This is a genomic window from Amycolatopsis pithecellobii (genome assembly GCF_009707865.1).
GTDB lineage: Bacteria > Actinomycetota > Actinomycetes > Mycobacteriales > Pseudonocardiaceae > Amycolatopsis_E > Amycolatopsis_E pithecellobii.
The window spans coordinates 1-24693 of record NZ_WMBA01000092.1 but is presented as its reverse complement, the minus strand read 5'-3'; the positions used below and the strand labels follow the sequence as shown (position 1 = coordinate 24693).

The window sequence follows — 24693 nt, the reverse complement described above, 5'->3', positions numbered from 1 at the left end:
TCAACGACCGTCCCGTCGTGATCGATTTCGTGGTCGGCAAGGATGCCCAGGTGTGGCCCATGGTCGCGGCCGGGGCGAGCAACGACGAGGTGATGGCGGCGCGCGGCATCCGCCCGCTGTTCGACGATGACGAGGTGACGCCGCAGTGACTACGCATACCCTCAGCGTGTTGGTGGAGAATGTGCCCGGGGTGCTCGCCAGGGTGGCCGGGCTGTTCTCCCGCCGCGGGTTCAACATCGAGTCCCTCGCCGTGGGCCCCACGGAAAACCCCGAGGTGTCCCGGATGACGATCGTGGTCGCCGTTGAGGAGCTACCGCTCGAACAGGTGACCAAGCAGCTCAACAAGCTCGTGAACGTCATCAAGATCGTGGAACTCGAGCAGGCCGTGTCCGTGCAGCGCGAACTGCTGCTGGTCAAGGTCCGCGCCGACGCCACCGTGCGCAGCCAGGTGCTGGAGACCGTGCAGCTTTTCCGTGCCAAGGTGGTGGACGTCTCGCCGGAGGCGCTGACGATCGAGGCCACGGGCACCGACGACAAACTGTCCGCCCTCCTGCGGATGCTCGAGCCCTACGGGGTTCGTGAGATCGTGCAGTCGGGCATGGTCGCGGTCGGCCGCGGCGCGCGTTCGATCACCGCAACCTCGCCCCGCTAGTCACCAAAGATTCGGAAGGAACGAATACCCCTCATGTCAGTGGAAATCTTCTACGACGACGACGCCGATCTGAGCATCATCCAGGGTCGCAAGGTCGCCGTGATCGGGTACGGCAGCCAGGGCCACGCGCACGCGCTGAGCCTGCGTGACTCTGGGGTCGATGTGCGCATCGGTCTGCCGGAGGGGTCGAAGTCGCGCGCGAAGGCCGAGGAGGAGGGCCTGCGGGTGCTCACCCCGGCGGAGGCCTCCAAGGAGGCCGACCTGATCATGATCCTGGCGCCGGACACCAAGCAGCGGTTCATCTACGCCGAGGACATCGAGCCGAACCTCTCCGACGGCGACGCGATCTTCTTCGGCCACGGCTTCAACATCCGCTACGAGCTGATCAAGCCGCCCGCCAACGTGGCTGTCGCCATGGTCGCGCCGAAGGGCCCCGGTCACCTCGTGCGCCGGCAGTTCGTGGACGGCAAGGGCGTACCGTGCCTCATCGCGGTGGAGCAGGACCCGACCGGCACCGCGCAGGCACTGGCGCTGTCGTACGCGGCGGCCATCGGCGGGGCGCGCGCGGGTGTCATCAAGACCACCTTCAAGGAGGAGACCGAAACCGACCTGTTCGGTGAGCAGGCGGTGCTGTGCGGTGGCACCAGCGCATTGGTCCAGACCGGTTTCGAGGTGCTGACCGAGGCCGGGTACGCCCCGGAAATCGCCTACTTCGAGGTGCTGCACGAGCTCAAGCTGATCGTCGACCTCATGTACGAGGGCGGGATCGCGCGCATGCGGTACTCCATCTCGGACACCGCCGAGTACGGCGACCTCACCCGTGGCCCCCGCGTCATCACGCCCGAGGTGAAGGAAAACCTGCGCCGCATTCTCGGCGAAATCCAGGACGGCACGTTCGCCCGCGAATGGGTCGGCGAGGACGAGGCCGGGCGGCCGAACTTCAAGAAGCTCCAGGAAGCCGGTGAGCAGCACCCGATCGAGGACACCGGGCGCAAGCTGCGTGGCCTGATGTCCTGGGTGGACCGTCCCATCACCGAAACCGCCTGATCCTTTTCCCCGGCGCCGCCTTCACGGGGTTAACCTCGTGAAGGCGGCGCCTTTTGATACGCGTTACCGATCCGACCAAAAGTAGGCAGACCCCGAGCAGCGCGTTACCGTTGCCACCCAAGCCGGATAGCCGTGACTGTGGTCGGATTGGTGACGAATGGCGCTGTACGGTAAGCGGCATGGGTGATCAAGGCGGTAATTCCGTCGATGACAAGGCCGGGCTGCGCGATGAGCTCGATCTGGAAAGCGCGCGGTGGCACCGTGCCGAGCCTGCCGGAGTGACCATTCCGGACGCGATCGAGTACGCGTTCGTCCCGCACACGGACGGAATCACTTACACCGCTTTGCGTTCCTCGGCCGAGCCCGAGGGCACGGTGCTGGTGTTCACACCGTCCGAATGGGACGCGTTCGTGGCCGGCGCCAAAGACGGCGAGTTCGACGTCCCGGAGCGCTAGGATCAGCCGGGTCTCGGTGCGTTCGCTCGCCTCGACGTCGCGCCAGGCGTACGCCACAGCAGGGCCGCCGCGACCGGCATGAGCGCCAGCAGGCCGATGCCAACTCCCCGGGCCGCGCGCGAAAAGTCCCCGGTAACAGCCATGTGAACAGCGCGACTAGACTCCTGGTCATCCGTGGTGCTGCGTCTTCTTTGGGAGCTTCATCGTGACCAACCCCAGCAAGCCCGTCGTCCTACTCGCCGAGAAGCTTGCGCCTTCCGTGCTGAACGTGTTCGGAGACGAGGTGGAGGTCCGGCATGTGGACGGCACCGACCGTCCGGCGCTCCTGGACGCGGTGCAGGGCGCTGACGCGCTGCTCGTCCGGTCCGCGACCCAGGTCGACGCCGAGGTGCTCGGCGCGACCAGCAAGCTCAAGGTCGTCGCCAGGGCCGGTGTCGGGCTGGACAACGTCGACGTACCGGCGGCCACCGCGCGTGGCGTCCTGGTTGTCAACGCGCCGACCTCGAACATCGTCTCCGCGGCCGAGCACGCCGTCGCCCTGCTGCTCGCCGTCGCCCGTCGGGTGCCCGCCGCCGACCAGAGTCTGCGTGGCGGGGAATGGAAGCGCAGTTCCTTCACCGGCGTCGAGCTGAACGGCAAGACCGTCGGCGTCATCGGCCTCGGCAAGATCGGCCAGCTGTTCGCGCAGCGCCTCGCCGCGTTCGACACCACGATCATCGCCTACGACCCGTACGTCTCGGCCGCCCGCGCCGCGCAGCTGGGCATCGAGCTGCTGAGCCTGGACGAGGTGCTCGCCCGCGCCGACGCGATCTCGATCCACCTGCCCAAGACGCCGGAGACCAAGGGCCTCATCGACGCCGAGGCGCTCAAGAAGACCAAGCAGGGCGTGATCATCGTGAACGCCGCGCGTGGTGGCCTGATCGACGAGGACGCGCTCGCCGACGCCATCCGCAGCGGTCACGTCGGCGGCGCCGGGATCGACGTGTTCGTCACCGAGCCCACCACCGCGAGCCCGCTGTTCGAGCTGCCGAACGTCGTGGTCACCCCCCACCTGGGCGCCTCGACGGCCGAGGCGCAGGACCGCGCCGGCACGGACGTGGCGCACTCGGTGCGCTTGGCCCTGCGCGGGGATTTCGTGCCGGATGCGGTGAACGTGTCCGGCGGCGGTTCGGTCGGCGAGGAGGTGCGGCCGTACCTGTCGCTGACCCAGAAGCTCGGCACGGTCGTGTCGGCGCTGAGTCAGAAGGCGCCGGCGTCGGTCACGGTGCGGGTCAGCGGTGAACTGTCCACTGAGGACGTTTCGGTGTTGCAGCTCGCCGCGTTGCGCGGTGTGTTCTCCGGGGTCGTCGAGGACCAGGTGACGTTCGTGAACGCGCCGCGCCTCGCCGAGGAACTGGGTGTCGGCGTCGAGCTGGTCACCGAGCCGGAGAGCCCGAACTGGCGCAGCCTCGTCACCGTTCGCGCGGTGCACAGCGACGGTAGCGCGATCTCGGTGTCGGGTTCGGTCACCGGCAAGACCGAGGTCGAGAAGCTCGTCGAAGTCAACGGCAGGCACTTCGACATCCGGGCCGAGGGGCACGTGCTGCTGCTCGAATACCCGGACCGCCCCGGCATCATGGGCCGCGTCGGCACGCTGCTCGGTGAGGCGTCGGTCAACATCGAGGCCGCGCAGATCAGCCAGACCACCGACGGCACCGACGCCGTGATGTTGCTGCGGGTCGACCGCGAGGTGGACGCGCACCTGCTGGAGCCGATCGCGGCCACCGTCGGTGCCCGCACGATCCGGGCGATTACCTTCGAGTGACGCGATTCGCCGACTGACGTCGGATTTCTCCCTTTTGCTCTGGATGACCGCCGGGCTCCCGGGTTAACTTGACCTCAACCTTGATCAGGAAGAGGACTCGGATGAGACCCTGGGCCCGGCGGTCGTTTGCGGCCGTTTTCGTTGCCATCTTGGCCATTTCGGTCGTCGGCACAGCCAGTGCGGCACCGCCCGATGATCTCGCCGCTGGCCTTCCCGGCGCGAAGGTCGACGCGACCGGCCTCGCCGGCAAGCTGTCGGGGCGGATCACCGCCGCGCAGGGCAAAACCACCGCGTTCATCGAGCTCGCACGGCAGCCCGCGGTCGACGCCTTCAACGCCGCGCAGGCAAAGGGCGGTGGCCCCGAGAAGGCGAAGCAGGCGGCCAACGCGGCGAAGGCAGGCGTCACCGGCTCGGCGGACGCCGTGCTCGGCCGGCTGCGTTCACTCGACGCCGGCACGAAGAAGCTGTTCCAGACCTCCAACGCGGTGCCCGGTGTGGTGGTCACCGCGGACGCGGCGAAAATCCGGGAAATCGCGCAGCGCGAGGACGTCGTGTCCGTCCGGACCGTGGTGCCGAAGACCCGTGAAAACGCGAGCGCCGCGCAGCTGACGAACACGCTTGCCGCGTGGCAGCAGACCGGCCGCCTCGGCGAGGGTGTCAGGATCGGCGTGATCGACGACGGGATCGACTACACCCACGCGGATTTCGGTGGTCCGGGCACGAAGGCCGCTTATGACTCGGTGGACCGGACGAAGCCGACCCCGCTGTTCCCGAGCGCCAAGATCGCCGGCGGCACCGATCTCGTCGGCGACGACTACGACTCCGCCGGCACCAGTGGTTCGCCCGACCCGGTCCCCGACCCCAATCCGCTCGCGTGTGGCGAGCACGGCACCCATGTCGCGGGCACCATCGGCGGGTTCGGGATCGGCGCGGACGGCAAGACGTTCACCGGCGACTACGCGAAGCTGACGCCGGATTCGCTGACCGCCATGAAGATCGGCCCCGGCACGGCACCGAAGTCACGGCTGTACGCGATCAAGGTGTTCGGCTGCGCGGGTTCGACGAACGTGACGTCGCAGGCGATGGACTGGGCGCTGGACCCGAACGGCGACGGCGACTTCTCCGACCATCTCGATATCGTGAACATGTCGCTGGGCAGTGACTTCGGCGCGCCGGACGACCCGGACTCGCTGTTCGTGCGCAAGCTGGCCCAGGCCGGCGTGCTGTCGGTGATCTCCGCGGGCAACGGCGGCGACCTTTATGACGTGGGTGGTTCGCCGGGCAACACCCCCGAAGCGCTTACGGTCGCGAGCACCCGGGACGCCTCCGTGCTGCGCGACGCCGCCGACGTGACCGCGCCCGCCGAGGTCGCCGGACGCAAAGGCGGCCAGTACAGCCAGAACTACACCGGTTACGACACACTCGACGCGACGAACTCCGTGGTGAAGTTGTCCGCGGCGAACGCCGATGGGTGCGCGGCTTACAGCGCCGCCGACAAGACCACCGCGGCCGGCAAGTTCGTCTGGCTCGATTGGTACGACAACGACGCCACGCGCGCGTGTGGTTCCGGGGCCCGGGCGAACAACGCGCAGGCGGCCGGGGCGAAGGGGGTGCTGTTGTCCTCGGGCACCGAGCATTTCGTGGCCGGGATCGCGGGGAACGCAGCCATCCCGATGTTCCAGTTCACCGCGTCGGCGACCACGGCTGTGCGGCCTTCGCTCGACGCCGGGACCCTGTCCGTCCGCCTGTACGGCACCGGCCGGGCGAGCCTGCCGACCTCCGATCAGTCCATTGTGGACACGCCGAGCGTGTTCACCGCGCGGGGCGTGCGCGGGCCGGCGGTGAAGCCCGACGTGGCCGCACCGGGTGACACGATCGCGTCGGCGTTCCGTGGCAGCGGCAACGACAGGACCGTGCTCTCGGGTACCTCGATGGCCGCGCCGCACACCGCTGGAATCAGCGCGCTGCTGCGCCAGGCGCATCCGGATTGGACGGTCGAGGAGGTCAAGGCCGCGATCGTCAACACCGCGGGCCACGACGTCACCGCCGACGGCAAAACCTATGCGCCGCAACGGGTCGGCGCCGGGCGGATCGACGCGAAGGCCGCGCTCGACACCTCGGTGCTGGCCTATGTCGCCGACGACCCCGGCGCGGTGAGCGTCGGCTTCGGCACCGTCGAAGCCGGCCACCCGTTGTCGCAGGCCAAGACGATCAAGGTCGTCAACAAGGGGAGTACCCCGGCCGGTTACCGGGTCGCGTACCAGCCGGCCGATCAGCTGCCCGGCGTGCGGTACGAGCTGTCGTCCGATTCGGTGCGCGTCGGACCGCGTGGGACCGCGTTCGTGCGAGTCACGTTGCGGGTCACCGACCCGGCGGCGCTGCGCAAGGTCATCGACCCGACGATGGCAAGCGTGCAGGCGGACCTGGCGCGCCAGTTCCTGGCCGACGCCTCGGGTCGCGTCGTGTTCACCCCGGGTTCGGGCGGGCCGGCGTTGCGCGTGCCGGTCTACGCCGCGCCGAAGCCGGTTTCCGCGATCACCGTCCCGAACACGCTCAACTTCCGTGGTGACCAGTCGTCACTCTCCCTGTCCGGCCGTGGTCTGGACCAAGGAAGCGGGGGCGAGCGGTACCAGTCGCTGGTCAGCGTGTTCGAGCTGCAGGCAAGCTCGCCGAAGCTGCCGCCGTGCCGTGGCAACCTCACCGAGGGCTGCACCGTCAACGGCACCGCGAAGGGCGGTGACCTGCAGTTCGTCGGCGCGGCATCGACGGCACCGGCGGCGAAGGAGGCCGGCGCCCCGCAGGACGCGGTGCTCGCGTTCGGCATTTCGACCTGGGGCGACTGGGCGAACCTCGGCAGCAACACGATCCCGTTCGTCGACATCGACACCACCGGAGACGGCAAGCCCGACTTCGAAAGCTTCGTCACGAAGCCGGACGGCAGCGACGCGCTGCTGGTGAACACGGTGAACTTGAACGTCGCGGGCGAGCCTTCGGTGTCCATGGCCGCGGTCAACGGACAGCTGGGCGACGTGGACACGAACGTGTTCGACACGAACGTGGTGGTGTTGCCGGTGAGCCTCTCGGCCATCGGCATCGACCCGCGGGCGGCCGGCCACCGGATCAGCTACACCGTCGGCGTCGCCGGTTACTACAAGGCGCCGGGCAGCCCGAACTCGATCATCGACGCGGTGTCCACGCCGTTGTCGTTCGACCCGCTCGCGCCCGGATACACCATCCGCGGCAAGGGCGGGCCGGCGCTGGCGTATGCCGCGCAGCCCGGCACCCGGTTACTGGTCGAGCGCAACACAGGTGCCGCGGACGCGGACACCGGTGACGGTCTGCTGGTGCTGGCGCACCACAACGGGGCCGTTTCGCGCGCACAGGTGATCAAAGTGCGCTGAGGCGAGGTGGTGGATGGCCGTCCCACCTCGTGTGGCGGCATTTCACCGACCCGTTCGAGTGTCTCGCGGCGTGGGAATTTACGGCATATGGGTGGTGGCGCTTCGGCTGGTTGACAACGGGCGGTAACCTCCCGGTCGCTGGAGTTTTCGTGCGAATGGGGTCTGGACGGGGCCTCATCGCACTGGTTGACGGAGGTGTCTGGATGCGGCTCGCGGTGATCCCAGGAGATGGGATCGGACCCGAAGTGATCACCGAGGCGCTCAAAGTACTGGCCGAAGTCATGCCAGGTGTGGAAACCAGCACCTACGACCTGGGTGCCGCCCGCTGGCACTCGACGGGGGAGCTGCTGCCCGAATCGGTGCTCGGCGAGCTGCGCCAGCACGACGCGATCCTGCTCGGCGCGGTCGGGGACCCGAGCGTGCCCAGCGGCATCCTCGAGCGCGGTCTGCTGCTGCGCCTGCGTTTCGAGCTCGACCACCACGTCAACCTGCGGCCCGCCCGGCTGTACCCCGGGGTCCGCGGCCCCCTTGCCGACTCCAGCAGCGAGATCGACATGCTCGTCGTGCGCGAAGGCACCGAAGGGATGTACGCGGGCAACGGTGGCCTGCTGCGCAAGGACACCGACCACGAGATCGCGACCGAGGTCAGCGTCAACACCGCGTTCGGGATCCGCCGGGTCGTCGCGGACGCGTTCAACCGGGCGGAAGACCGGCCCCGCAAGCATCTGACGCTCGTGCACAAGACGAATGTGTTGCTGCACGCCGGTTCGCTGTGGTCGCGGATCGTCGAAGAGGTTTCGCTGGAGCATCCCGACGTCACGGTCGCGTACTCGCATATCGACGCCGCGACCATCCACCTGGTTACCGACCCGTCGCGGTTCGACGTGATCGTCACCGACAACCTCTTCGGCGACATCCTCACCGACCTCGCCGCCGCGGTCACCGGCGGGATCGGGCTCGCGGCGAGCGGGAACCTCGACATCACCCGCCGCAATCCGAGCATGTTCGAGCCGGTGCACGGCAGTGCCCCGGACATCGCGGGCCAGGGCCTGGCCGACCCGACGGCCGCGGTGCTGTCGGTGTCGCTGCTGCTCGACCACCTCGGCCAGCGCGAAGCGGCCCGCCGCATCGAGGCGTCGGTCGCCTTCGACCTGGCCACCCGCGACCAGGGCAACCCCGGTTCGACCCACGCCATCGGCGACCGGCTGGCGGCGCTGGTCTCGTCCAACACCCGCCCGGTCAGCTGAGTCGCGGCGCCGGGGCGCAGGCGTGCAGCAGTGCGAAAGCCTCTGCTGAGGTGGTGCCGGGTTCGGCGACGTAGATGACGACCTGCCAGGCGTCGGAACCGGGAACCTCAAGCGCGTGGTATTCCAGACTCAGGTCACCGGCTTCGGGATGATGAAGCCTTTTGACCGCGTGGGTCTTTCCCCGGACGTGCTGGTTCTTCCACAGACGTTCGAAGCGCTCGCTGGCTTCGGACATCTCGCGGATGAACGGGTCGAAGCAGGGCGCGGGTAGCCGGGTGGAGTTGTGCCGGAGAACGGAGACCACGCTCTCGGCGGCCCGGTCCCAGTCGGTGTAGAAGGTTCTGCCCACCGGGTCCAGAAACACCATGCGGGCGAGGTTGTCCTGCTCCGTGAACCCGCTGAAAAGGGCGCGGGCCAGGCTGTTCGGGGCCATCACGTCCAGTGTTCCGGTGAGCACGAACGCCGCCTGGTCCCGCCACTGCCCGAGCAGGCGGGCCAGTTCCGGGCGCACCTGATCGAGTCTTCTGCTGACGGGCGCCTGGTATCCGGCCAGCCGGAAGAGATGCTCCCGCTCATCACCGGTCAGATCGAGACCACGGGCCAGTGCCTCGATGATCTGTGCCGAGGGGTTCGTCTCCCGGCCCTGTTCGATCCGGGTGTAGTAGTCGACGCTGACCCCAGCCAGTACCGCGACCTCTTCCCGGCGCAGCCCCGGTACCCGGCGGGTACCGCTGTAGGGCAGGCCCAGGGCCACCGGTTCCAGCCGGGCCCGGACACCGCGCAGGTACTCGGCAATGCTCATGACTGTCAACTCTAGGCAGGCCGCGCCGCCTGTGGGTGGCCGCGCGGCACCCAGGCTCACCGCGGTCTGGTCCACCGTTCCGGCCACGCGGAAGGTAACGCCGAACGTACAGGCGAGCTGTCCCGGTGAAACCGGGAGAACCAGGAGCACCACCATCATGAGCATCGGCACCACCGAGACCCCGGTGCGGCGGACCGGGAAAATTGTGCTGGTCACGGGAGCCTCGAGCGGTATCGGATCAGCCACAGCCCTCCAGTTGGCGCAGGACGGGCACACGGTCGTCCTCGGCGCACGTCGCCAGGACCGGCTGGAGGAACTGGCCACACACATCGGTGCCATGGGCGGCACCGCCACGGCCGTCGCCTTGGACGTCACAGACCGCGAAAGTGTCCAGAACGCTGTGGCAGATGCCGTGCGGCAGTTCGGAAAGCTTGATGTGCTCGTCAACAACGCCGGGATCATGCCCCTGTCCTCCCTGGGGCAGACCAAGGTCGAGGAATGGAACAGCATGATCGACGTCAACATCCGTGGTGTGCTGCACGGCATCGCCGCGGCATTGCCGGTGATGCACGAACAGAAGAGCGGCCACATCGTCACCGTGGCCTCGACGGGCGCGCACGAGGTAGTCCCCACCGCGGCTGTCTACTGCGCCACCAAATACGCAGCCTGGGCCATCAGCGAGGGCCTGCGCATCGAGTCCGGGGCATGGCTTCGGGTGACCACCGTCACCCCCGGGGTGACGGAATCGAATCTCGCTGACTCCATCTCCGATCCCGAGGCTCGGGAAGCCATGCGGAAGTACCGTGCCAACGCATTGCCTGCCTCGGCTATCGCCGCCGGGATCAGTTACGCCGTGAATGCCGGTGACGACGTCGATATCAATGAGATCATCATCCGCCCCACCTCCCAACGACCCTGACAAGTGAGCCGAACGACCTGAGTCACACCCCGCCGGGCTTGGTGCCCGGCCCGGGTGTGTGGCATAGTGATCGAGTGACTTCGTACGCCGTGATCATTATCGGCAAGCGCGCCGGGTAGCGTCCGCATCGGACACCGGCGCGCCAACCTCTCGCACCTTGCGGGAGGTTTTTTCTTTGCCCACTGCGCCTTTTCGCCGTCCACAGAGCATGAGGAGAAGATCGTGGCTCGCACGGAACCAGCCGCCACACCGCTCGGCGACGAGTTCCACCTCTACGACACGACCCTGCGCGACGGGGCCCAGCGTGAGGGGATCTCGTACTCGGTCACCGACAAGCTCGCGGTCGCACGACAGCTCGACGAGCTGGGCGTCGGTTTCATCGAGGGTGGCTGGCCGGGCGCGATGCCGAAGGACACCGAGTTCTTCGCGCGCGCCGCCGCCGGCGAACTTTCCTTGCGGCACGCGGTACTCGTCGCGTTCGGCGCCACTCGGAAGGCCGGCACGACAGCCGACAGGGACCCGCAGGTCAAGGCATTGCTCGACGCGGAGACGCCGGTGATCACGCTCGTCGCGAAGTCCGATCGCCGGCATATCGAGCGCGCCCTGCGGGTCGACGTCGCCGAGGCGTGTGCGATGGTGTCCGACACCGTCTCGTTCCTCGTCCGCGAAGGACGCCGGGTTTTCCTTGACGCGGAACACTTTTTCGACGGTTACGCCGACGACCCGGACACCGCGGTGCGCGTTCTCGACGCCGGTGCGACCGCGGGCGCCGACGTGGTCGTGTTGTGTGACACCAACGGCGGCCAGTTGCCGCTCGGAATCGCCGATACCGTCCGGGAAATCAAGGCGCGCACCGGTTTCCGGCTCGGCATCCACTGCCAGGACGACACTTCCTGCGCCGTGGCCAACAGCATCGCGGCGGTTCAGGCCGGCGCGACGCATGTGCAGTGCACCGCGAACGGTTACGGGGAACGGGCAGGCAACGCCGACCTGTTCGCCGTGACGGGAAACCTCGTGGCCAAGCTCGGCATGCCGGTCCTCCCGATCGGAGGGCCAGCCGAGTTGACCCGCGTCTCCCATGCTCTTGCCGAAATCGCGAACATCGCACCCGACACCCACCAGGCCTATGTCGGGTCGTCGGCCTTCGCCCACAAGGCGGGCCTGCACGCGAGCGCGATCAAGGTGGATCCGTTGCTGTACAACCACATCGATCCATCAACCGTCGGCAACGACATGCGGGTCCTGGTCACCGAGATGGCCGGCAGGGCGAGCCTCGAACTCAAGGGACGTGAGCTCGGGGTAGACCTTGCCGGCCGGCCTGAGGCGCTCACCAGTGCGGTGAGCAAGGTCAAGCGCCTCGAAGCCGAAGGGTGGTCGTTCGAAGCCGCGGATGCTTCGCTGGAGTTGTTGCTGCGCAAGGAAATTGGGGAGAACTTCGACGACACACCGTTCACTTTGGAGTCCTACCGGGTGGTGCTCGATCACCGTAGCGACGGCGAGGTGATCTCCGAGGCGACCGTCAAGGTGCACGTCAAGGGGGAGCGGGTGATCGAGACCGCGGAAGGCAATGGTCCAGTGCACGCACTGGATGCTGCGCTGCGCAAGGCTTTGCTGCCGTATCTGTCCTGGTTGGACACTGTCGAGCTGGCCGACTACAAGGTGCGCATCCTCCCCGGGCATCCTGGTACCGACGCCACCACCCGCGTGCTGGTGACCTCCGGTGACGGCGATCGCGAGTGGACCACCGTGGGCGTGCACCCCAACATCGTCGAGGCCAGCTGGCTCGCCTTGTGCGATGCGCTGGTGCACAAGAACTTGCGCGGCTGAGCGTGCCGCACGCCGGTGCTAGGGTGAGCGGGTGCGCTTAGCTCGGATCGCTCATGCCGGTGGTGTCGCGTTCGCGTCGATCGAAGGGGACGAGGTCCTCGAGATTGCCGAACATCCCTTCGGTAACCCCAATTTCACCGGCAAACGCTGGCCGCTGGCCGACGTCCGGTTGCTTGCGCCGATCCTGCCGTCGAAGGTGATCGCCGTCGGCCGGAACTACGCGGCGCACGCGGCCGAGTTCGGCAACGAGGTGCCGGGTTCGCCGATGACCTTCCTCAAGCCCTCGACCAGTGTGATCGGGCCGAACGCGGCCATCAAACTGCCCGCCGAGTCCGAGCGCGTGGACTTCGAGGGTGAGCTGGCGATCGTGATCGGTCAGCCGGTGAAGAACGTGCCGGCGGCCCGCGCCGCGAGCGTGATCCTCGGCTACACCATCGCCAACGACGTCAGCGCCCGCGATCTGCAGAAGGCCGACGGGCAGTGGGGCCGCGCCAAGGGGTATGACACGTTCTGCCCGCTGGGCCCGTGGATCGAGACCGCGATCGACCCGTCGGATCTGGCGCTGCGGACCGAAGTGGACGGTGAGGTCAAGCAGAGTTCGCGGACCTCGCTGCTGATCCACAAAATTCCCGAGCTGGTCGAGTTCGTGTCCGGGGTGATGACGCTGCTGCCCGGTGACGTGATCCTCACCGGCACGCCGGAGGGCGTCGGCCCGATGACGAACGGGCAGAGCGTCTCCATCACCATCGAAGGCATCGGCACCTTGACGAACACCGCCCAGGCTTAGGTTCTGGTCGCGGCAACCTCAAGGACGGCGGGCGAATTCCGGTGCGTGCTCGGGGAACAGCCCGACTCCGATGATGTAGGCCGGTACGGCTCGGACGCCCGGGACGGCGGTCAGCAGCCGGACGATCACCTTCGGGGGTCCGCTGCGGCCGCCGTCGAACAACGGCCGGATGATGCCGCGGTGCATGGCGCGCTGGATGCCCTGCACGAGCATCGTCGGCAGCCGACGCCGGCGGTGTACGCGAGCCAGTTCGCGGCGGGTCACCCGTCCCCGGCGTAACGGCCCGGCCAGCAACCGCGCGGTCGCCACGGCGTCCTGCACCGCGAGGTTGATGCCGACCCCGCCGATGGGCGACATGGCGTGCGCCGCGTCGCCGATGCACAGCACCCCGTCGGCGTGCCAGCGGCGCAGCCGGTTCAGCCGCACGTCGAGATGGCGCACCTCGTCCATCGACTCGATTTTGCCGACGCGGTCGGCGAAGTCCGGCAGCACCTGTGCGACCCGTTCCCGGAAGGCGGCCGGCCCCTCGGTCCGCAGCTGCGCGTCCATGCCCTTGCGGGCGAGGTACGCGATCTGGAAGTAGCCCTCACGCGGAATCACGACCGCGAACTGGCCGTTCCTCATCCCCGGCACCAGCGCCGAACGCTCGTTTCCGTTGCGCGGCAAGCGGAACCACCAGGTGTCCATCGGCACCGGGAACTCACGCGGTTGCAGCCCCGCGAGCGTCCGCACCGCGGACCAGCGCCCGTCACACCCGACGGTCAGCTCCGCCGCGATCTCGCCCGTCTCGCCGCCCGCCGTCCGGTAGCGCACGCCGGTGACGCGGCCCTTCTCCCGCAGCAGGCCGATGACTTCGGTCTCCAGCCGCAGGTGGAAGTGCGGTTCGGCGCGGCCCGCCTCGGCGAGCAGATCGAGCAGATCCCACTGCGGGACCATCGCGACGTAGGGGTGCGGGAGGTTCAGCCCGCGGAAGTCGGCGATCGTCAGGGTGCGGCCGTCGCCCACCGGGAGCGAAACCGTGTTCACCCGGCTCTGCGGCAGCGCGGCGAACTTCTCACCGAGCCCCAGCTCGTCCAGCAGCGTCTGGGTGGACGGGTGCACGGTGTCGCCGCGGAAGTCGCGCAGGAAGTCGCCGTGCTTCTCCAGCACCGTCACGTCGACCCCGGCCCGGGCCAGCAGCAGCGCCAGCACCATTCCCGCGGGCCCGCCGCCCGCGACCAGGCACGTCGTGCGTTCGGTCATCGTTCCCACCCCATTTTCATCGCACGTTGAATAACTCCAGGATGGTCGTCGGAAACCCGCTCGTCAAGGCGGATACGCTGGATGGGTTATGACTGACGTACGCGCACGCTTCTGCCCCTCGCCGACCGGCACCCCGCACGTCGGGCTGATCCGCACGGCGCTGTTCAACTGGGCCTTCGCCCGCCACCACGGCGGCAGCCTGGTGTTCCGCATCGAGGACACCGACGCCGCCCGTGACAGCGAGGAGTCCTACCGGCAACTGCTGGAAGCGTTGCGCTGGCTCGGCATCGACTGGGACGAGGGCCCGGACGCGGGCGGCGAGTACGGCCCGTACCGCCAGAGTGAGCGCCGGGAGATCTACGCCGACGTCGCACGCCGCCTGCTCGAAGCCGGTGAGCTGTACGAGGCGTTCTCCACCAACGACGAGGTCGAGGCGCGCCGCAAGGCCGCGGGCCAGGACCCGAAGCTGGGCTACGACAACTACGACCGCGACCTCACCGAGGAGCAGCGCGCCGCGTTCCGCGCCGAGGGCCGGACGCCGGTGTTGCGGCTGCGCATGCCCGCGAAGGACCTCGGGTGGCACGATCTCGTGCGCGGGCCGATCAACTTCCCGGCCGGTAGCGTGCCTGACCCGGTTCTGGTGCGTGCCAACGGGGATCCGCTGTACACGCTGACCAATCCGGTCGACGACGCCCTGATGCGGATCACGCATGTGTTGCGCGGTGAGGATTTGCTGCCCTCCACGCCGCGGCAGCTCGCGCTGTACGAGGCGCTGCGCCGGATCGGCGTCACCGATTTCACCCCCGAGTTCGGCCACCTTCCGTACGTGATGGGGGAGGGCAACAAGAAACTGTCCAAACGCGACCCTCAGTCGAACCTCTTCAACTACCGGGATCGTGGTTTCATCCCCGAGGGCCTGCTCAACTATCTCGCGCTGCTCGGCTGGTCCATTGCCGACGACCGCGATGTGTTCAGTGTGGACGAACTGGTGCGGGCCTTCGAGATCGGCAAGGTCAGTGCGAACCCGGCGCGCTTCGACGTGAAGAAGGCCGAAGCGATCAACGGCACGCATCTGCGGTCGCTGTCTGCCGAGGATTTCGTGCAGCGAGTGATTCCTTATCTGACGGCGGCGGGCGTCCTACCCGAACGGCCGGCTGACGAGCAGCTCGCGAAGTTGCACGCGATCGCCCCGCTCGTGCAGGAACGGGTAACCCTGCTCGGGGACGCGGCCGGGCTCGTGCGCTTCCTGTTCATTGATGAGGACAAATTCGTGCCCGAAGAGGACGCGGCGGCCAAGGCACTCGGACCCGACGCCGAGCCGGTGTTGCGCGCGTCGATCGAAGCGCTCGAAGCACTGTCGTCATGGGAGGCTCCGGCGATCGAACAGGCGCTCAAGGACGCCCTCGTCGACGGGCTGGGTCTCAAGCCCCGCAAGGCTTTCGCACCGATCCGCGTCGCTGTGACGGGGCGCACTGTATCTCCGCCGCTCTATGAGTCGATGGAACTGCTCGGCCGGTCAACATCACTCGCGCGGCTGTTGCGTGCGGTTCCGGGCCACCGACAGTAGACAGTCACGATCGCGAATCGACGAAAGTAATCACCTTGTCGGTCGAATCGCGAAACCGCTCTGTCCCCTAGCCTCACGTGGTGGATTTCGCGCGCCCTCGTATCGCTGCCCCTGTCACCACGCTCGACGCCCCGGATCCGTGGAGTCCGGCGAGCCTTCGATTGGTCTGTCTCGACATCGACGACACCTTGATCGATTTCAGTGCGGCCGGCCGGCGCGCGCTCGCCGCACTGCTCGGACGGTCGGACCTGTGGTCGCGGTGGGAGCGGATTACCGACCGGTTCGTGGCGCTGGTGGTGGCGGGCGAAGTCGACTACGCCTCGATGCATTTCAGACGCACACAGTGCTTTCTGGGGGAGCTGGAGATGGCGGCGGACGACGCGGAGGTCCGCCGGTTCGAAGAAAAGCGCAAAGACCTGGTGCGGCGCTCATGGCGGCTTTTCCACGATGTACTGCCGTGCCTGGAGTGGTTGCGGGCCGCCGGGGTGCTGCTGGCCGCCGTGACGAACGCCTCGGGTGCGCATCAGCGGGCGAAGCTGGCCGACCTCGGGCTCGCCCACTTCTTCAATTTCGTCGCCATCGCCGGTGAGATCGGCGTCGCGAAGCCTGATCCCGTGATGTTCCACTCGGTGTGCGCGCGGCTCGGCTGCGACCCCAGTGAGGCGGCTCACGTGGGTGACAAGCTGGGTACCGACGCTGTCGGCGCCCGTGACGCCGGCCTGGAGGGCGTCTGGCTCGACCGGCACGAGTCGGGTGCCGAGGTGCCTGAGGGAGTGCACGTCATCAACGGCCTCGATGAGCTGCCGCAGCTGCTGGTCAGCGAGTTTGCCCGGATTGGCGTGCCCGCGCAGCGATGATCGGGGCCCCGGTAGCGGGCCGGGTGGGGGACTAGGCTACTATTTTCTCTCGGCGGAGCTGGTCCGGATCGCGAGCGGAGCAGCCAAACCGTTGGGGTATGGTGTAATCGGCAGCACGACTGATTCTGGTTCAGTTAGTCTAGGTTCGAGTCCTGGTACCCCAGCTGCGGAGCGAGAAAGTTACTCTGGTAAGTTTCTCACGCAACGCAGAGCAAGCCCCCGTCGTCTAGCGGCCTAGGACGCCGGCCTCTCACGCCGGTAGCGTGGGTTCGAATCCCATCGGGGGTACGCGCAACATACACACTGGCGCCGTCGGCCATTTCGGTCGGCGGCGCCAGTGTTTTTGTCACCGCTGCCGCTGTCCACTGTGGAGAGTGCGGCTTGGGCGGTGTTCTTCCGGCCGTCGGATACCCACATTGGAGGCAAGGGGTCCATGCCGGGGACCAAGGTCCTCCAGGTCGTGGACGGTCGCCACTCCCATTGAGCGGCTGCGCTACCGAGAATCGTCACGTCGAGGGGCGAAGTGAGGTAACGCGATGCACGCATGGGAGATCATGAGCAAGCCGGTGGTCCACGTGACGATGTCGACTCCGGTGCGTGAGGCGACCGCGGCACTGGTCGATCACGGGTTCGCGGCGATGCCGGTGGTCAACCGCGAGAACCGGGTCGTGGGGATCTTCACCGAGGCCGACGCGCTGCGCTGCGGTTCGGGTTTCAACGGTGTCGTCGCCGATTTCATGACGAGCCCGGTCGAGGTGGTGTACATGGACGCGGACGTGGACCATGTCGCGCGGCAGATGCTCGGCGACCGGTTGCGATGCGTGCCCGTGGTGGAGGACGGTGTGCTCGTCGGTGTGGTGAGCCGCCGGGACCTGTTGCGGCGGCTCATCAGCAGCGACGATTCGATCGCCGGGCGGTTGCGGTCGGTGCTGACCGACTACTCCGGCAGCGGTGAACGGTGGAACGTGCGCGTCGCGGACGGTGTCGCGTTGATCAGCGGGCAGTTCGAGGACGAAGCCGAACGCCGGGTGATCGCCTTGCTGGCAAGGACTGTCGCCGGCGTGGAGCGTGCCGAACTGCTCAACCAGGCCCCGGCTTGACCGGCTTTCGCGCGGATTCGCTTGGCCCACAATGGAAAGCAGGTCAAGCGTGCGCTTCGCGCGCAGCAACGTGATTCGCCGTTAGGACGTCGTGGTGCGGGGCGAGCCGGTCGACCGTCGCTCGTGGCGCCGGTGAGGAAAAGAGCCGAAGGTCCCCGGACTCCGGCTGACATTCGGCTCTGTCGCCACGCCCGCGTGAGGCGGGAGGCTGGAGGGGCTTGATGATCCACAATGGACAAAGAGTGCCCTGTGAGGTGATGGCGATGACAGTCATCTGGTTGCTCGTGTGGCTCGGGTACGGCACGCCCGATGTCGCATCTTGGGGGCCGTGGAACAACTGGGGTGTGGCGCTGTTCGTGTGCCTGGCCATCGACTTTATCGGCGCATTGGGCGCCAGCGGCCGCCGTGCGGTCAGGCGTTGACCTCACGAGGGCCGTAGCTGCTGATGACTTGCCTATGGCACGAGGACGGCGGCCCCGTGTACGTGGTCGGTGGCGAGGTCGTCGAGGGCGCGATTGGCCTCCTCGAGGGGGTAGGGAGTGGTGACGACGTGCAGCCGGTGCTCGGCGGCGAAGTTCAGGAAGTCGCGTGCGTCGTCCCGGGTGTTGGCGGTGACGCTGCGCAGTTGGCGTTCCTGGAATAGGTGGTGCTGGTAGTTCAGCGGTGGGATGTCGGTGAGGTGGATGCCGGCGACGGCGAGTGTGCCGCCGCGGTCCAGTGCGGCGAGGGCGGGGAGTACGAGTTCGCCTGCCGGTGCGAACAGGATCGCCGAGTCCAGGGGTTCGGGTGGCGGGTCGGCCGCGCCGCTGGCGGAGGCGGCGCCCAGTTCCAGTGCCAGTTGCCGGGCTTGGGCGTTGCGGGTCATCACATGCACGGTCGCGCCCTGGGCGAGGGCGACCTGTGCGGCCAGGTGTGCGCTGGCTCCGAAACCGTAGATGCCCAGCCGTCCCCGCGGGGGGAGCGAGGCGCGCCGCAGGGCCCGGAAGCCGATGATGCCCGCGCACAGCAGCGGAGCGAGTTCGGTGTCGGGGTAACCGCCGGGCAGGTGGTGGGCGTAGGCGGCGGGCACGGTGGTGTATTCGGCGTAGCCGCCGTCGGCGTCCCACCCGGTGTAGGTGGAGTTCGGGCACAGGTTTTCCGCGCCGGAGCGGCAGTACTTGCAGTGTCCGCAGGTGCCGCGCAGCCAGGCGATCCCGACTCGGTCGCCCGTGGTGAACCCGGATGCCTCCGATGCGGGCGTGACCACTTCGCCGACCACCTCGTGTCCGGGCACGACGCCCGGCCGGTGGACGGGGAGATCGCCTTCCAGCACATGCAGATCGGTGCGGCAGACGCCGCACGCGAGGACCCGCACCAGCAGCTCACCGGGCGCCGGAGCCGGCACCGGCGCGGCGTACAGGTCGAACTTGCGTGTTCCTGGCGGCCCGGGGCGGTCCACCCGCCATGCGCGCATCGCGGTCATCACCCGAGGGTCATGGCGGACCGGCGGGTCTGTCGAGAGCAAAAAGACCTCACCGATCTCAGCCGCCGGCGGTCAGGTCTGGGGCAGCAGCTGCCTCAGCACGTCGCGCCAGCTGATGATTCCCACGACGTGATTTTCCGCGTCGACCACGGGAAGGCAGCGCCGGCCGGACTCGACCATGGCGGTGGCGACCTCCGTCAGCTCGGTATCCGCGGTCACTGTTGGCACTGGCGTGTGCACGAGTTGCCGGACATTTGCGGGCGCGAGGCCGACGACGGCACCGCTGTCGGGCGTGGCCTCCCCGCGCGCACCGGGTGTGAAGCGCGTTCTGGCCAGGTTCTCCTCCGTGATCAGTCCGAGCAGCGTCCCGTCGCCGGTGATCACCGGAAGTGTGGTGTAACCGCGTTGCACCATCAACGCGGCTGCTTCCTCGATGCCCGCGTCGGCGGTGATGCCGTAGACCGGGCTGCTCATGATTTCCCGTGTTCGCATGCTCTGACTGTGGTGGCCGCGGGGGCGGTCACCACAGAGTCGAAGGCCCTCGGAAATACCCGCCAGGACGGGGCCTCGGACATTCCCGGAGAGGCCGAAGGACCCTTCGCTCAGCCCGTATCGGGGCGGATTCTCGGATCCGGAAGGAGGCGATACCGGTGCCGGGAAAGCGATGGTGGCGGCTGGCCCAGCTGAGCCGGAACCCGTTGGTGCGGTCGGTGGATCGGTGGGAGAACGCGCTGCTGACGGCGAAGGGCACGCGGGTCCCGGTGTGGCTGGATCGGGCCGGGAACGTGGTAGCGCCACCGCCGCGGCCGGATCCAGCAGATGCCGCGCCGCGAGGAACGCACCACCGACGACCATGACGAAGCCCAGCCAGCCCAGCCATCGGCGCGGGCGGTGGGAGCGCGAGTGGGTGCAGCTTCTGAGCACGACGAGGAGGAAATCATGAGTGCCGCGAAGAGCGTGGTCGTCGGCGTGGACGGCTCACCGACCAGCGCCGCCGCATTGGGCTGGGCCGTCCGGCAGGCACAGCTGACGGGCAGCGACGTCCGTGCGGTCACCGCCTGGTCCTACGCTCCTGCATTCGATCCCGGGTGGGGGAAGCGGACTGTCCAGGATATCGAGCAGGCGCACCGGCGGGAGCTGGCCGAGTTCGTCGACCTCGCGCGTGTGCCCGGCGTGCAGATCCGCGCCGAGCTGACCGAAGGCGATCCGGCCGAGGTGCTGCTGGCCGCGTCCCGGGACGCCGATCTGCTGGTCCTGGGCCGGCACGGGCGCGGGATGGTTTTGCGGGCGTTGCTCGGTTCGGTCAGCGCGAAGTGCCTGCGTGCGGCCACCTGCCCGGTGGTGATCCTGCCCGCGGTGACCAAGGGCAACGCCGGCGAGGTGCTCGGTGCTCTGCGCGACGAGACCGGGCCGATCATCTGACCGACAGTCCATTGTGGACGAGGCTGTCCAGCTCGGCCTGGTGGCCTCACAATCGGAGAAGGAGGGCGGCTTCGATGACCGCTCACATGCCGTATCCGGTCCGGGTGCAGGCCAGGCTCGATCCGAAACTGTCCCGCTGGCTCTGGCTGGTGAAGTGGCTACTCGCCATCCCGCACTATTTCGTGCTGGCGTTCCTGTGGTTCGCCTTCGCGGTCCTGACGGTGGTCGCGTTCTTCGCGATTCTGTTCACGGGCCGGTATCCGCGGTCGGTTTTCGACTTCAACGTCGGGGTCATGCGGTGGACCTGGCGTGTGCAGTACTACGCGTATGCGGCGCTGGGAACCGACCTGTATCCGCCGTTCACCTTGGCCGACGTGCCCGGCTATCCGGCACGGCTGGACGTGGCTTATCCGCAGCGTCTTTCGCGGGGACTGGTGCTGGTGAAGTGGTGGCTGCTGGCGATCCCGCAGTACCTCATCGTCGCGTTGTTCGTCGGCGGTGGGACGTGGTTCGCCTGGAACGGGCGGAGCGGGAACTTCGACTGGGCCGGCGGCGGGCTGGTGGGCGTGCTGGTGTTCGTCGCCGGTGTCGTTCTGCTGTTCACCGGCCGCTATCCGAAGCCGATCCACGATTTCGTGGTCGGCCTGGACCGGTGGGTGGTCCGGGTCGGCGCCTACGCGGCGCTGATGACCGATCAGTACCCGCCGTTCCGGCTCGACCTCGGCGGCCAAGATCCGGGTGGGCCGCTCGGCGAGGCCGCCGCGATCGGCGACATCGGGACGCGGCATCGGTGGACCGCGGGCCGGGTGGTGTCCGTGGTGGCCGGTGCGGTACTGGCGCTGACCGCCGTCGGCCTGCTGACCGGCGGGTCCGCCCTCCTGTGGGCGGACAAGTCCGGCCGCGGTGCCGACGGCTATCTGTCGGTCTCGAACACGTTCACCACCAGCACCTACGCCCTCACGACCGAGGCGTTCGACCCGGCTCCGGTGACCAGCAGCGTCGGTGACGTGCGGATCCGGGTGACGGCGACCGACCCCGCGCAGGCCATATTCGTCGGCATCGCACCCGTGGCACCGGTTCGCGACTATCTCGCCAATGTCAGTTACGTGACCGTGCGCGATCCGTCGACCCGTGACCTGACCGTCCACAGTGGAACGCAGGCCGCGGTTCTGCCCCAGGACACCGCGATCTGGACCGCCCGGGCCAGCGGCACCGGCACCCAGACCCTGAGCGTGCCGGCCGCGGGAAACGACTGGGCGCTCGTGGTGATGAACCCCAACGGAGCGCCTGGGCTCGATATCCGGGCCGAGGTCGGCGCCACCGCTCCCGGTCTGGGTTGGATCGCGACCGGGCTGATCGTCACCGGAGTGGTGTTACTGGCCGGTGGTGCCGTGCTCGTGGCGGTGCCGATCCACCTGGCGTCGAGGCATATGCAGAACCAGTAAGGGAAAGGAGATCGCCGATGCGCGCGCTCGTTGTGTACGAATCCATGTTCACCAACACCGAGAAGGTCGCGAAGGCCATTGTGGAAGGGTTGGGCGCCGATGTCAGCGCGGAGGTGGTGAATGTCGACGATGCGCCGGACGAGCTCGCCGGAGTCGACCTGCTGGTCGTCGGCGGCCCCACCCACGTGCACGGCATGACCCGGCCGTCGACGCGGAAGGCCGCCGCGGAGCAGGCAACCGGCGATGTGCGGTCCCACATCGGTGTCCGCGAATGGCTCGCCACGCTCAAATCGCCACCGGCAGCACTGTGCGCCGCCGCCTTCGATACCCGGCTGAACAAGCCACGGTGGCTGACCGGTTCCGCTGCCCGGGGTGTGGCGAAAGAGCTGAAGCGAAGCCGTATCAAGCTCGTCACCGCGCCGCAGAGTTTCTACGTCACCGGTGCCACACCGCCCGAACTGGCCGACGGCGAGTGTGCCCGCGCGCGGGACTGGGGCAGCGCGCTCGCCACCGAGGTCAGCGGGTGAAACTGACGTCCTGTGTGGGCTTCCGCTCGCGCAGTTTCGTCGCGAGGACGGCGGCCTGGGTGCGGCGTTCGAGGCCCAGCTTGGTGAGCAATCGGGACACGTAGTTCTTGACGGTCTTTTCGGCGAGGAACATCCGCTCCGAGATCTGGCGGTTGGTCAGGCCCTCGCCGATCAGCTCCAGCAAGGCGCGTTCCTGCTCGGTGAGGTGCGAAAGAGGTCCCTTGTCGGTGGCGTCGGCACGCAGTTTGGCCATGAGGGTGGCGGCCGCACGGTTGTCGAGCAGGGACCGGCCTGCGCCGACCTCACGGATGGCCGTGAGGAGGCTCAGGCCCTGGATGTCCTTGACGACGTAACCGGCGGCACCGGCGAGAATGGCGTTGAGCATGGCCTCTTCGTCGGTGAAGGAGGTCAGCATCAAGACCTTCAGTTCGGGCAGCTTGGAACGGAGTTCGCGGCACAGTTCGACGCCGTTGCCGTCGGGCAGGCGCACGTCGAGCACGGCCACGTCGGGGCGCAACGCGGGAATGCGCGCCAGTGCTTGGGCGGTGGTGGCCGCTTCGCCGGCGACGGTGAATCCGGGCTCGGCTTCCAGCAGCCCGGCCACGCCGCGTCGGACGACTTCGTGATCGTCCACGAGGAATACCGAGATCGCAGTGTTCACGACTCGAGGCTAGAACCGCAAAGGTCCGTCCCGGTGCGGCGTTTGGTCCCCGAGTTCCGGGACCAAGGTCATCTCATCGGCCCTCGCGCGTTGCCGGTCGAGGACGGCGGGACGTTGGTGCCGGACAACGAAGCAGAAAGTCCCTACCCACGGTGGGCCCCGGCGACGACCGTGGGCGGATAAGCGGAGGTCTCGGACCCCCGCGATCGGTAAAGGAACGGTGGAGATCACGATGATGTACTGGTACGGCAATGGGATGAGTGGCTGGGGCTTCGCGCTGATGACCCTGAGCACGATCGTGTTCTGGGGTTTGGTGATCTTCGGTGTGTTTGTCCTGGTGCGCGGCGTCAGCCGAAGCTCGGCGGGGCGTCGATTCGGCTCCACCGGGCGGTCGACGCCGGAGGAGTTACTGGCCGAGCGGTTCGCCCGTGGCGAGATCGACGAGGACGAGTACCACCGCAGGCTCGACACCTTGCGCCGCGACCTGGACATGTCGTCGACGAACCGTGATCAGTACCCGTGAAACACACCTTTCGCGGCCGAGTCGCCTGCTCCTCGACGATCACCGGAGCTGCGGGTCCCAGTCGGCTTCGCGGACCGGTTCCACCGGCTTGCGGCCGAAGCGCAAGTAGATCAGCGGTCCGATGAAGTTGATCGCGATCACCAGCGCCCACGTCTGTTTCGAGCCGCGCACGGCGCTCGCCGGGCGGCGCGACAGGTCCCACCAGGCGCCGCCCGCCAGGGCGAACTGGAGGATTGCCGCGCCGACGATGAGGCAGCGTTCCGTGGTGTTCAGATCGGACCATTTCTTGCGTGCCATAACCGGCAAGCCTGCCACCTGGCTATGACCCGTGAGCAGGGCAGGAAGTCCCTGAACCTCAGGACACTCGGCCGCTGCCGGCCCGCTCACGCGGTCGTAGCTTCGTCGGCAACGGAACCACAGGGAGAGGGAGCCATGGCTGACTCCACCGGTGAGATCATCGTCGGCAGCTCGGGGCAGTGCCCGGTTTTGGTGGTGCGCTCGTGACCACCATCGCGGAAACCGGGTCGGTGCTGAGTGAGCGTGAATTGTCTCAAGTGGATATGTTGTGGCGGGCGGCGAATTATTTGTCGGTGGGGCAGATTTATTTGCTGGATAATCCGTTGTTGAGGGAGCCGTTGCGGCGGGAGCATGTGAAGCCGCGGTTGTTGGGGCATTGGGGTACGTCGCCGGGGCTTAATTTTGTGTACGCGCATCTGAACCGGCTGATTTGTGCGCATGATCTTGATGTGATGTTTGTGACGGGTCCTGGTCATGGTGGTCCGGCGTTGTTGGCGAATACCTGGTTGGAGGGCAGTTATCCGGAGGTGGCACCGGAAGCCGCCCAGGATGCTGAGGGGATGCGGGTGTTGTTCCGGCAGTTTTCGTTTCCTGGTGGGGTGCCGAGTCATGTTGCGCCGGAGGTGCCGGGGTCGATTCATGAGGGTGG

General features: G+C 67.8%; 24 protein-coding genes and 2 tRNA genes. 20 read left to right on the top strand and 6 right to left on the bottom strand.

Translation table 11 applies throughout. The annotated features are described in order from the left end of the window. The first annotated feature begins 145 nt into the window (after nt 1-145). From ilvN to GKO32_RS35285, 6 genes are all read left to right on the top strand, one after another. Nucleotides 146-652, top strand: coding sequence for an acetolactate synthase small subunit (gene ilvN, locus GKO32_RS35310; protein ID WP_312869116.1), 507 nt, complete (start codon nt 146-148; stop codon nt 650-652). 33 nt (nt 653-685) lie between these two features. Continuing rightward, nucleotides 686-1699 (top strand): ketol-acid reductoisomerase, encoded by a 1014-nt coding sequence (gene ilvC, locus GKO32_RS35305; protein WP_154761260.1) that lies wholly within the window; start codon nt 686-688, stop codon nt 1697-1699. A gap of 179 nt (nt 1700-1878) precedes the next feature. After that, complete coding sequence (locus tag GKO32_RS35300) at nt 1879-2154, top strand: DUF397 domain-containing protein (RefSeq protein ID WP_154761259.1); 276 nt, start codon at nt 1879-1881, stop codon at nt 2152-2154. Between the two features lie 205 nt (nt 2155-2359). Continuing rightward, entirely contained in the window at nt 2360-3958 is a 1599-nt protein-coding gene (gene serA / locus GKO32_RS35295; RefSeq protein WP_312869114.1) for a phosphoglycerate dehydrogenase, read from the top strand. A 101-nt stretch (nt 3959-4059) separates the two neighbouring features. After that, nucleotides 4060-7359, top strand: coding sequence for a S8 family serine peptidase (locus tag GKO32_RS35290; protein ID WP_154761258.1), 3300 nt, complete (start codon nt 4060-4062; stop codon nt 7357-7359). Between the two features lie 203 nt (nt 7360-7562). After that, entirely contained in the window at nt 7563-8606 is a 1044-nt protein-coding gene (locus GKO32_RS35285) for a 3-isopropylmalate dehydrogenase (protein WP_154761257.1), read from the top strand. Here GKO32_RS35285 and GKO32_RS35280 read toward each other — a convergent pair. Continuing rightward, the gene (locus GKO32_RS35280) at nt 8599-9408 is read right to left on the bottom strand and encodes a helix-turn-helix transcriptional regulator (protein WP_154761256.1); all 810 of its coding nucleotides are present in this window, start codon (nt 9406-9408) and stop codon (nt 8599-8601) included. The genes GKO32_RS35285 and GKO32_RS35280 overlap by 8 nt on opposite strands. Nucleotides 9409-9565: 157 nt before the next feature. Here GKO32_RS35280 and GKO32_RS35275 point away from each other — a divergent pair, with 157 nt between their 5' ends. The 3 genes from GKO32_RS35275 to GKO32_RS35265 all read left to right on the top strand — a co-directional run bounded on the left by GKO32_RS35275 (nt 9566) and on the right by GKO32_RS35265 (nt 12941). Next, entirely contained in the window at nt 9566-10327 is a 762-nt protein-coding gene (locus GKO32_RS35275; protein ID WP_154761255.1) for an SDR family oxidoreductase, read from the top strand. 222 nt (nt 10328-10549) lie between these two features. Further along, nucleotides 10550-12154 (top strand): citramalate synthase, encoded by a 1605-nt coding sequence (gene cimA / locus GKO32_RS35270; protein ID WP_312869112.1) that lies wholly within the window; start codon nt 10550-10552, stop codon nt 12152-12154. 31 nt (nt 12155-12185) lie between these two features. After that, nucleotides 12186-12941, top strand: coding sequence for a fumarylacetoacetate hydrolase family protein (locus tag GKO32_RS35265; RefSeq protein ID WP_312869110.1), 756 nt, complete (start codon nt 12186-12188; stop codon nt 12939-12941). 18 nt (nt 12942-12959) lie between these two features. Here GKO32_RS35265 and GKO32_RS35260 read toward each other — a convergent pair whose 3' ends face one another. Beyond that, a complete protein-coding gene (locus GKO32_RS35260; RefSeq protein WP_154761254.1) occupies nt 12960-14183 on the bottom strand; it encodes an FAD-dependent oxidoreductase in 1224 nt (407 codons plus the stop codon). Between the two features lie 88 nt (nt 14184-14271). Here GKO32_RS35260 and gltX point away from each other — a divergent pair, with 88 nt between their 5' ends. From gltX to GKO32_RS38250, 6 genes are all read left to right on the top strand, one after another. After that, on the top strand, nt 14272-15750 hold the full coding sequence (gene gltX / locus GKO32_RS35255) for a glutamate--tRNA ligase (protein WP_154761253.1): 1479 nt from the start codon (nt 14272-14274) through the stop codon (nt 15748-15750). Between the two features lie 161 nt (nt 15751-15911). Beyond that, the gene (locus GKO32_RS35250; protein WP_154761263.1) at nt 15912-16607 is read left to right on the top strand and encodes an HAD family hydrolase; all 696 of its coding nucleotides are present in this window, start codon (nt 15912-15914) and stop codon (nt 16605-16607) included. A gap of 92 nt (nt 16608-16699) precedes the next feature. Further along, nucleotides 16700-16771: transfer RNA gene (locus tag GKO32_RS35245), tRNA-Gln, on the top strand. Nucleotides 16772-16822: 51 nt separating this feature from the next. After that, nucleotides 16823-16895, top strand: a tRNA-Glu gene (locus tag GKO32_RS35240). 248 nt (nt 16896-17143) lie between these two features. Continuing rightward, a complete protein-coding gene (locus GKO32_RS35235) occupies nt 17144-17707 on the top strand; it encodes a CBS domain-containing protein (protein WP_154761252.1) in 564 nt (187 codons plus the stop codon). A gap of 263 nt (nt 17708-17970) precedes the next feature. Further along, nucleotides 17971-18129, top strand: a complete 159-nt coding sequence (locus GKO32_RS38250) for a hypothetical protein (protein ID WP_166459833.1) — start codon at nt 17971-17973, stop codon at nt 18127-18129. A 32-nt stretch (nt 18130-18161) separates the two neighbouring features. Here GKO32_RS38250 and GKO32_RS35230 read toward each other — a convergent pair whose 3' ends face one another. Both GKO32_RS35230 and GKO32_RS35225 read right to left on the bottom strand, forming a co-directional pair. Next, nucleotides 18162-19160 (bottom strand): zinc-binding alcohol dehydrogenase family protein, encoded by a 999-nt coding sequence (locus GKO32_RS35230; RefSeq protein WP_154761262.1) that lies wholly within the window; start codon nt 19158-19160, stop codon nt 18162-18164. Between the two features lie 81 nt (nt 19161-19241). Further along, entirely contained in the window at nt 19242-19661 is a 420-nt protein-coding gene (locus tag GKO32_RS35225) for a CBS domain-containing protein (RefSeq protein WP_154761251.1), read from the bottom strand. A gap of 447 nt (nt 19662-20108) precedes the next feature. Here GKO32_RS35225 and GKO32_RS35220 point away from each other — a divergent pair, with 447 nt between their 5' ends. The 3 genes from GKO32_RS35220 (at nt 20109) to GKO32_RS35210 (ending at nt 22563) form a co-directional block, all read left to right on the top strand. Further along, nucleotides 20109-20591 (top strand): universal stress protein, encoded by a 483-nt coding sequence (locus tag GKO32_RS35220; protein WP_154761250.1) that lies wholly within the window; start codon nt 20109-20111, stop codon nt 20589-20591. A 74-nt stretch (nt 20592-20665) separates the two neighbouring features. After that, a complete protein-coding gene (locus GKO32_RS35215) occupies nt 20666-22036 on the top strand; it encodes a DUF4389 domain-containing protein (protein WP_154761249.1) in 1371 nt (456 codons plus the stop codon). 17 nt (nt 22037-22053) lie between these two features. After that, on the top strand, nt 22054-22563 hold the full coding sequence (locus GKO32_RS35210; protein WP_154761248.1) for a flavodoxin family protein: 510 nt from the start codon (nt 22054-22056) through the stop codon (nt 22561-22563). Here GKO32_RS35210 and GKO32_RS35205 read toward each other — a convergent pair. Then, nucleotides 22553-23224, bottom strand: a complete 672-nt coding sequence (locus tag GKO32_RS35205; protein ID WP_312869109.1) for a response regulator — start codon at nt 23222-23224, stop codon at nt 22553-22555. The genes GKO32_RS35210 and GKO32_RS35205 overlap by 11 nt on opposite strands. Before the next feature lie 220 nt (nt 23225-23444). Between GKO32_RS35205 and GKO32_RS35200 the strand changes: the two genes are divergently transcribed. Then, complete coding sequence (locus GKO32_RS35200) at nt 23445-23747, top strand: SHOCT domain-containing protein (RefSeq protein ID WP_312869107.1); 303 nt, start codon at nt 23445-23447, stop codon at nt 23745-23747. A gap of 39 nt (nt 23748-23786) precedes the next feature. Here GKO32_RS35200 and GKO32_RS35195 read toward each other — a convergent pair whose 3' ends face one another. Continuing rightward, entirely contained in the window at nt 23787-24044 is a 258-nt protein-coding gene (locus GKO32_RS35195) for a PLDc N-terminal domain-containing protein (RefSeq protein WP_154761247.1), read from the bottom strand. 263 nt (nt 24045-24307) lie between these two features. On the opposite strand from GKO32_RS35195, the gene GKO32_RS35190 reads away from it, so the two are divergent. Continuing rightward, nucleotides 24308-24693 (top strand): phosphoketolase family protein (locus tag GKO32_RS35190; protein WP_512698972.1); only part of this gene is annotated, 386 nt, incomplete at its 3' end.